Genomic DNA, 5,950 nt, shown 5'->3' with positions numbered 1-5,950 from the left:
CGGGGACCCCGAGGGGTCCCCGGCCCGTCGCCGGGTGGAGCGGAGGATCAGGCGACCGCGGGCTGCCGCAGGTCGGTGTCGACGCCGCCGGTCTCCGCGGCGACCGGGGCGGACGCCCGGCCGGTGCGGAACCGCTCGAGGTCGAGGATGCCCTCGCGCCGGGCGACGATCGTCGGGACCAGCGCCTGGCCGGCGACGTTCACCGCGGTGCGGCCCATGTCGAGGATCGGGTCGATCGCCAGCAGCAGGCCGACGCCGGCCAGCGGCAGGCCCAGGGTGGACAGCGTCAGGGTCAGCATGACCACCGCGCCGGTGACGCCGGCCGTGGCGGCCGAGCCGACCACCGACACCAGCGCGATGAGCAGGTAGTCGGTGAGCGACAGGTCCACGCCGAAGAACTGCGCCACGAAGATCGCCGCCAGCGCCGGGTAGATCGCGGCGCAGCCGTCCATCTTCGTCGTCGCGCCCAGCGGGACGGCGAAGGAGGCGTAGGACCGCGGCACGCCCAGGTTCTGCTCGGTGACCCGCTCGGTCACCGGCAGGGTGCCGATCGAGGACCGGGAGACGAAGGCGAGCTGGATGGCCGGCCAGGCGCCGGCGAACCACCGCAGCGGCGAGAGGCCGTGCAGGCGCAGGAGCACCGGGTAGACGACGAACAGCACCAGCGCGAGGCCCGCGTAGACCGAGCCCGCGAAGACGCCGAGGGAGCCGAGCGAGTCCCACCCGTAGGTGGCCACGGCGTTGCCGATGAGGCCGACGGTGCCGACCGGGGCCAGCAGGATGACCCACCACAGCAGCTTCTGGACGACGGCCAGGGCGGAGCGGACCAGGCCGAGGAACGGCTCGGCCGGCTCGCCGACCTTGAGGATCGCGACGCCGATCGCGACCGACAGCACGATCAGCTGCAGGACGTTGAACGACAGGCCGACCGAGCCGTCGTCGCCCGCCGAGGCCTGCAGGCCGAGGACGTTGCCCGGCACCAGGCCGGTGAGGAAGTCCCACCAGGAGCCCGTGGTCTCGGGCGCGGCCTGGGCGGCGGCGTCGACGCTGCTGTTGCGGCCGGGCTGGGTGAGCAGGCCCAGGCCGATGCCGATGGTGACGGCGACCAGCGCGGTGATCGCGAACCACAGCAGGGTCTGCCCGGCCAGCCGGGCGGCGTTGGAGACCTGGCGGAGGTTGGCGATGCTGACGATGACCGCGGTGACGACGAGCGGCGGGACCAGGACCTTGAGCAGCGTGACGAAGGTCTGGCCGACGGTCTGGAGGGTGCTGGTGAGCCAGTTCGGCGTCCCGTCGGCGACGGGGCCGAGGTCGCGGGCCACGAGGCCGAGCGCGACGCCCACCACGAGGGCGAGGAGGACCTGCGCCGCGAACGGGACGCGGCGGAGACGTGCGAGCACTGAGGTGCCTTTCGGGGGTTCTTCGGGAGGGGACGGCGGCGCGGGCGGCGTCAACAGCCGGCGGTCGTCACCCGGCCGAAGTCGAGCTCACGGCGGCGCGTGAGTCCCCAGACGTTCTGCACGCCAGGGAGCAATGCGGATGCGGCACCGCGGCATCCCGGATGTGCGCGGACTCACCCGCCGGCGTGGACCTCGGCCCCCCGGAACCGGGCCGCTGACGCCTCAGGCGGCGTCGTCGACGGCGGGCTCGTCCTCCAGCGCCACCATGACCTCGTTGGTCTGCAGGGTGACCAGCCAGGCCAGCGCGTGGTCCTCGACCGGGCGGCCGGACACGTGGGCGATGGCGTCGAGCTGGGCGGCGACGAGCCCGCGGGCGGCCTGGTAGACGTCGGCGGCGGACACCGCCATCTCCAGCTCGTCGAGCCACAGCCGCCCGTCGGGCAGCACGCGGACGTCGGGCTGGCTGCCGACGCCGAGGTCGGCGGCCGCGCTGCCGAGGACCGACATCCCGGCACGCAGCTCGGTGAGCCGGCGGGAGCGACGGCCGGACGGGGCGGGCTGCGACGGAACGGGCTGCGACTCGGACATGCGGCTGCCTCCTGTCGGACCGGCCCCGCGGTCGTGGGGCCCGTCCCCAGGGTCGGCAACCGGAGTGCGGCACCGGACCACGCCTGGGACGGGGCGGGCGGCTGGGACGCGAGGGACGAGACGTTGCAGGCCCGACCCGTGCAGCAACCCCTTCCCCGGTCCGGCGGTGGCCTGCACGATGCCCCGCCGTGACCAGCCGCCCGGGGTGCACCCGCCGTCGCCGCCGCCGCTCCGCCCGCTCCTCCCGCAACTCCTGCGACGGCTGGGACGGCTGCTCGGAGGGCTGTGACGCGATCGGCCTGTTCACCCTGCTCTGGCTGGCCCTGCCCGCGGCACTGGTCACCCCGGCACCGGCCGGGACGCCGTGGGCGGCGCGCTGGCCCGTCCGGCTCGTCGTCGCCTACCGGGAGCGGGTCAGCCCCACCCGCCCGCCGGTGTGCCCGTTCACGCCGACCTGCTCGACCTACGGGCTCGAGGCGCTGCGGCGCCACGGCGCGCTGCGCGGGCTGTGGCTGACCCTCGACCGGCTGCGCCGCTGCCGCCCCGGCGCCGGCGGCAGCGACCCGGTGCCCCGGGCCCGGGCCCGGACTCAGGCGTAGCCCCAGACCTCCTGGGCGACCTCGACGACGAGCGCCAGCTTGGCCACCTGCTCGTCGCGGGTCAGCGCGTTGCCCTCGACGGTCGAGGAGAAGCCGCACTGCGGCGAGATCGCCAGCTGTTCCAGCGGCACGTACCGCGCGGCCTCGTCGATGCGCCGCTTGAGCGCGTCCTTCGACTCCAGCTCCGGCCGCTTCGTCGTCACCAGGCCCAGGACGACCCGCTTGCCCGGCGGGACGAACCGCAGCGGCTCGAAGCCGCCGGAGCGGGCGTCGTCGTACTCGAGGAAGAAGCCGTCGACCTCCAGGCCGCCGAACAGCGCCTCGGCGACGAAGTCGTAGCCGCCCTCGGCCACCCAGGAGGAGCGGAAGTTGCCGCGGCACATGTGGGTGGTGACCGTCAGCCCCTCCGGGCGGCCGGCCAGCGCGGCGTTGATCTGCCGGATGTAGCGCTCGTGCTGGTGCTCGGCGTCGCGGCCCTGGGCGGCGAGCTCGGCGCGCTGGGCCGGGTCGTTGAGGTAGGCCAGGCTGGTGTCGTCGAGCTGCAGGTACCGGCAGCCCAGCGCGGCGACGCCGCGCACCTGCTGCGCGTACGCCGCCGACAGGGCGTCCCAGAACGCGTCCTCGTCGGGGTAGACGGCCGGGTCGATCGCGGCCGCGCCGCCGCGGTAGTGGACCATCGACGGCGAGGGGATCGTCAGCTTCGCCGTCTGCCCCTCCCCCACCTGGGACTGCAGGTAGGCGAGGTCCGCGCCGAAGACCGGCTCGCCGATCGACAGCGGGCCGTCGACGTGCAGCCCCGCAGGGGTGAAGTCGATCGTGCCGTCGGCGTTGCGGAAGTGGACGACGATGTCCTCGCCGGTCACCTTGCTGATGCCGTCGATGGCGTAGATGAAGTCCATGTGCCACGAGGCGCGGCGGAACTCGCCGTCGGTGGCGGTGCGCAGGCCGACGTCGCCCTGCAGCCGGACGACGTCGGCGATCGCCTCGTCCTCGATCCCGCGCAGCTCGGCGTCGTCGATCTCCCCGGCGGCGTGCCGGGCGCGGGCCTCGAGCAGCGACGCGGGGCGCAGCAGGCTGCCGACGTGGTCGGCGCGGAAGGGCGGGCCGGAGGTGTCGGTCATGCCGCGAGCCTGGCGCAGGACGGCCCCGGACGCGCGCCGGCGGCGGATCAGGCCCGCGGGCGTGACCAGGGCCGGACCCCGGAGTCGCCGGACACCAGCCGCTCCGCGGCGGCGTAGACCAGGAGGGCCGGTACGGCCAGCAGCGACGGCGGCAGCACCAGCGGCGCCGCCAGCGCCGTGATCGCCAGCACGCCCGGCGCGCTGAGCAGCCAGCCGCGCCGCCGCCGCGGATCGGTCAGCGCACCCCACCGCACGCCGGTCCACATGAGCCAGCGCAGCAGCACCGGCACCCCGGCCTCCCGCATCGCCCGGCGGAAGACCCCGTCGGCCTGCCGCGCGGTGACCACGCCGGTGGCGATGCCCTCCTGGCACAGCCAGTCGTGCAGCACCGCGGCCAGCGTGTACCGCCCGGACTCCGGGACCAGCCACCGCACCGGCCGCGGCACGGACGCGAGGTCCGTGCGGAAGCCCGCCGGCACGACGAAGGTGTCGCGCTTCCCGTGGTAGGTGAGCGGCTCGACGAGCGTCCAGCCGCCGGCGCCGGCGGTGCTGAGCACGCCGGCGGGCGGGTCGAAGGGCACGTCCGTACCCTCCTCCCCGCCCGCCGCGTCCGCTCGGGGGAGCGGTCGGTACCGGGGTCGTCGGTACCGCGGCCGGGCCCACCCCTCCGCGCGGGTGCCCACGGATGTGCGACATCCCATCGTGCGCGGTGCATCGAAGTCCGCGGCGCTGGGCATGGGCCGGACCATGCGCCTGCCTCACGCCCGGGGCCCCCTGTCCGCGGCCCTCCGCGACGCCCTGCTCGCCGGGTCGGTCTCCCCCACCACCGTCGACCTCGCCCGCACGACCGCCGGGGCCGCGACCGACCCCCTGCACGACGACGACCTGCAGCTGGCGCTGGCGCTGTGCTACGAGCTGCACTACCGGGGCCTCGACGACGTCGACGACGCCCTCGAGTGGGACCCCGGCCTGATCACCCTGCGCGCGCACCTCGAGCGCCGGCACCTGGCCGCCCTGTGCGAGCTCACCGGCCCGCCCTCCCCCACCGGCGAGCCGGTCGACCGGCAGCTGACCGCGCTGATCGCCGCCGACGACGGCCCGTCGCTGTCGTCGTTCATGGCCAAGCGCGGCACCGCCGAGCAGTGGCGCGAGTACCTGACCCTGCGGTCGGTCTACCACCTCAAGGAGGCCGACCCGCACACCTTCGCCGTCCCCCGGCTGTCGGGCCGGGCCAAGGCCGCGATGGTCGAGATCCAGGCCGACGAGTACGGCGGCGGCGCGCCCGAGCGCATGCACAGCGAGCTCTTCGCCGGGATGATGCGCGACCTGGGCCTGGACGCCGGGTACGGCGCCCTGTGGGACGACGCCCCCGCCGTCGCCTTCACCTCGGTCAACACCATGTCGCTGTTCGGCCTGCACCGCCGCTGGCGCGGGGCGGCGCTGGGCCACCTGACCTGCGTGGAGATGACCTCCTCCGAGCCCAGCCGCCGCTACTCCGCGGGGCTGCGCCGGCTCGGCCACGACGGGACGACGACCGTCTTCTACGACGAGCACGTCGAGGCCGACGCCGTCCACGAGCAGATCGCCTCGGTGGACATGTGCGGCTCCCTGGTGGCCGAGGACCCCTCGCTCCTGGGTGACGTGCTCTTCGGCGCGGCCTGCTCCCTCGCCCTCGACGGGCTGGCCGCCCGGCACCTGCTCGGCGCCTGGGAGGCCGGGCGCTCGGCGCTGTACACCCGGACCGCGCTCGCCGCCTGAGTCGCGATCCGGTCTCGGAGCCGGGTTGCGGCTCACGATCGGCTGCAGTCCGCGGCGGCGCTGCCGAACCTCTCGGCGCAGGACCCTCCGGACCCGGGGTCCCCGACCCCGGAGGACGACCATGTGGCGGCGCACCGACCCGGACCCGTCCGGCACGCCGGAGACCAGGGCGACGCCGCGGGACGTCGAGGTCCTCGAGAGGGTGGTCGAGGCCCTCACCGAGGCGTCGACGTCGATCGGCGAGGTCGAGGACCTGGCCCGGGAGACCGCGGCCGCCACGCAGCGGGTGTCGGACCGGATCGCCGGCATCCGGACCAGCAGCGACCGGGTCACCGCCGGCACCCACGCGACCAGCGAGGTCGTCGGCCGGCCCGACGCGGTGCAGGCGCGGATCACCGACGTGCTCGAGGAGCAGGTCCGGATGGCCCGCGCGGTCGGGTCGGCCGCCTGAGCCGGGGTGCGGGCCGGGCACGGGGGCCGGCCC

7 protein-coding genes are annotated in these 5,950 nt (G+C 75.5%); 3 read left to right on the top strand and 4 right to left on the bottom strand.

Translation table 11 applies throughout. The annotated features are described in order from the left end of the window. Positions 1-47 precede the first annotated feature (47 nt). Positions 48-1,400, bottom strand: a complete 1,353-nt coding sequence (locus ACI79Z_RS22760) for a dicarboxylate/amino acid:cation symporter (RefSeq protein ID WP_456904216.1) — start codon at positions 1,398-1,400, stop codon at positions 48-50. Between the two features lie 222 nt (positions 1,401-1,622). Then, positions 1,623-1,988 carry a hypothetical protein gene (locus tag ACI79Z_RS22755; RefSeq protein ID WP_387989101.1) on the bottom strand — a complete coding sequence of 122 codons (366 nt, stop codon included), beginning with the start codon at positions 1,986-1,988 and terminating at the stop codon, positions 1,623-1,625. A gap of 188 nt (positions 1,989-2,176) precedes the next feature. Here ACI79Z_RS22755 and yidD point away from each other — a divergent pair, with 188 nt between their 5' ends. Next, a complete protein-coding gene (yidD, locus tag ACI79Z_RS22750; RefSeq protein WP_456904213.1) occupies positions 2,177-2,587 on the top strand; it encodes a membrane protein insertion efficiency factor YidD in 411 nt (136 codons plus the stop codon). Here yidD and ACI79Z_RS22745 read toward each other — a convergent pair. Both ACI79Z_RS22745 and ACI79Z_RS22740 read right to left on the bottom strand, forming a co-directional pair. Further along, a complete protein-coding gene (locus ACI79Z_RS22745; RefSeq protein WP_387989097.1) occupies positions 2,578-3,708 on the bottom strand; it encodes a 5-methyltetrahydropteroyltriglutamate--homocysteine S-methyltransferase in 1,131 nt (376 codons plus the stop codon). The genes yidD and ACI79Z_RS22745 overlap by 10 nt on opposite strands. 47 nt (positions 3,709-3,755) lie before the next feature. Continuing rightward, positions 3,756-4,289 carry a DUF1353 domain-containing protein gene (locus tag ACI79Z_RS22740; RefSeq protein WP_387989095.1) on the bottom strand — a complete coding sequence of 178 codons (534 nt, stop codon included), beginning with the start codon at positions 4,287-4,289 and terminating at the stop codon, positions 3,756-3,758. A 121-nt stretch (positions 4,290-4,410) separates the two neighbouring features. Here ACI79Z_RS22740 and ACI79Z_RS22735 point away from each other — a divergent pair, with 121 nt between their 5' ends. Together ACI79Z_RS22735 and ACI79Z_RS22730 are read left to right on the top strand one after the other, a co-directional pair. Continuing rightward, positions 4,411-5,466: an iron-containing redox enzyme family protein gene (locus tag ACI79Z_RS22735; RefSeq protein WP_456904210.1), complete on the top strand. Its 1,056-nt coding sequence runs from the start codon at positions 4,411-4,413 to the stop codon at positions 5,464-5,466. A gap of 121 nt (positions 5,467-5,587) precedes the next feature. Continuing rightward, positions 5,588-5,917, top strand: a complete 330-nt coding sequence (locus ACI79Z_RS22730; protein WP_387989091.1) for a hypothetical protein — start codon at positions 5,588-5,590, stop codon at positions 5,915-5,917. Positions 5,918-5,950: the final 33 nt, after the last annotated feature.

This window comes from Geodermatophilus sp. SYSU D00663 (genome assembly GCF_054050655.1).
This window is presented reverse-complemented; position numbering and strand designations above follow the sequence as displayed.

Bases quoted from the DNA above. Each gene is read 5' to 3' on its own strand.
- ACI79Z_RS22755 (WP_387989101.1), bottom strand. From the start codon at position 1,988: ATGTCCGAGTCGCAGCCCGTTCCGTCGCAGCCCGCCCCGTCCGGCCGT.
- ACI79Z_RS22745 (WP_387989097.1), bottom strand. From the start codon at position 3,708: ATGACCGACACCTCCGGCCCGCCCTTCCGCGCCGACCACGTCGGCAGC.
- ACI79Z_RS22730 (WP_387989091.1), top strand. From the start codon at position 5,588: ATGTGGCGGCGCACCGACCCGGACCCGTCCGGCACGCCGGAGACCAGG.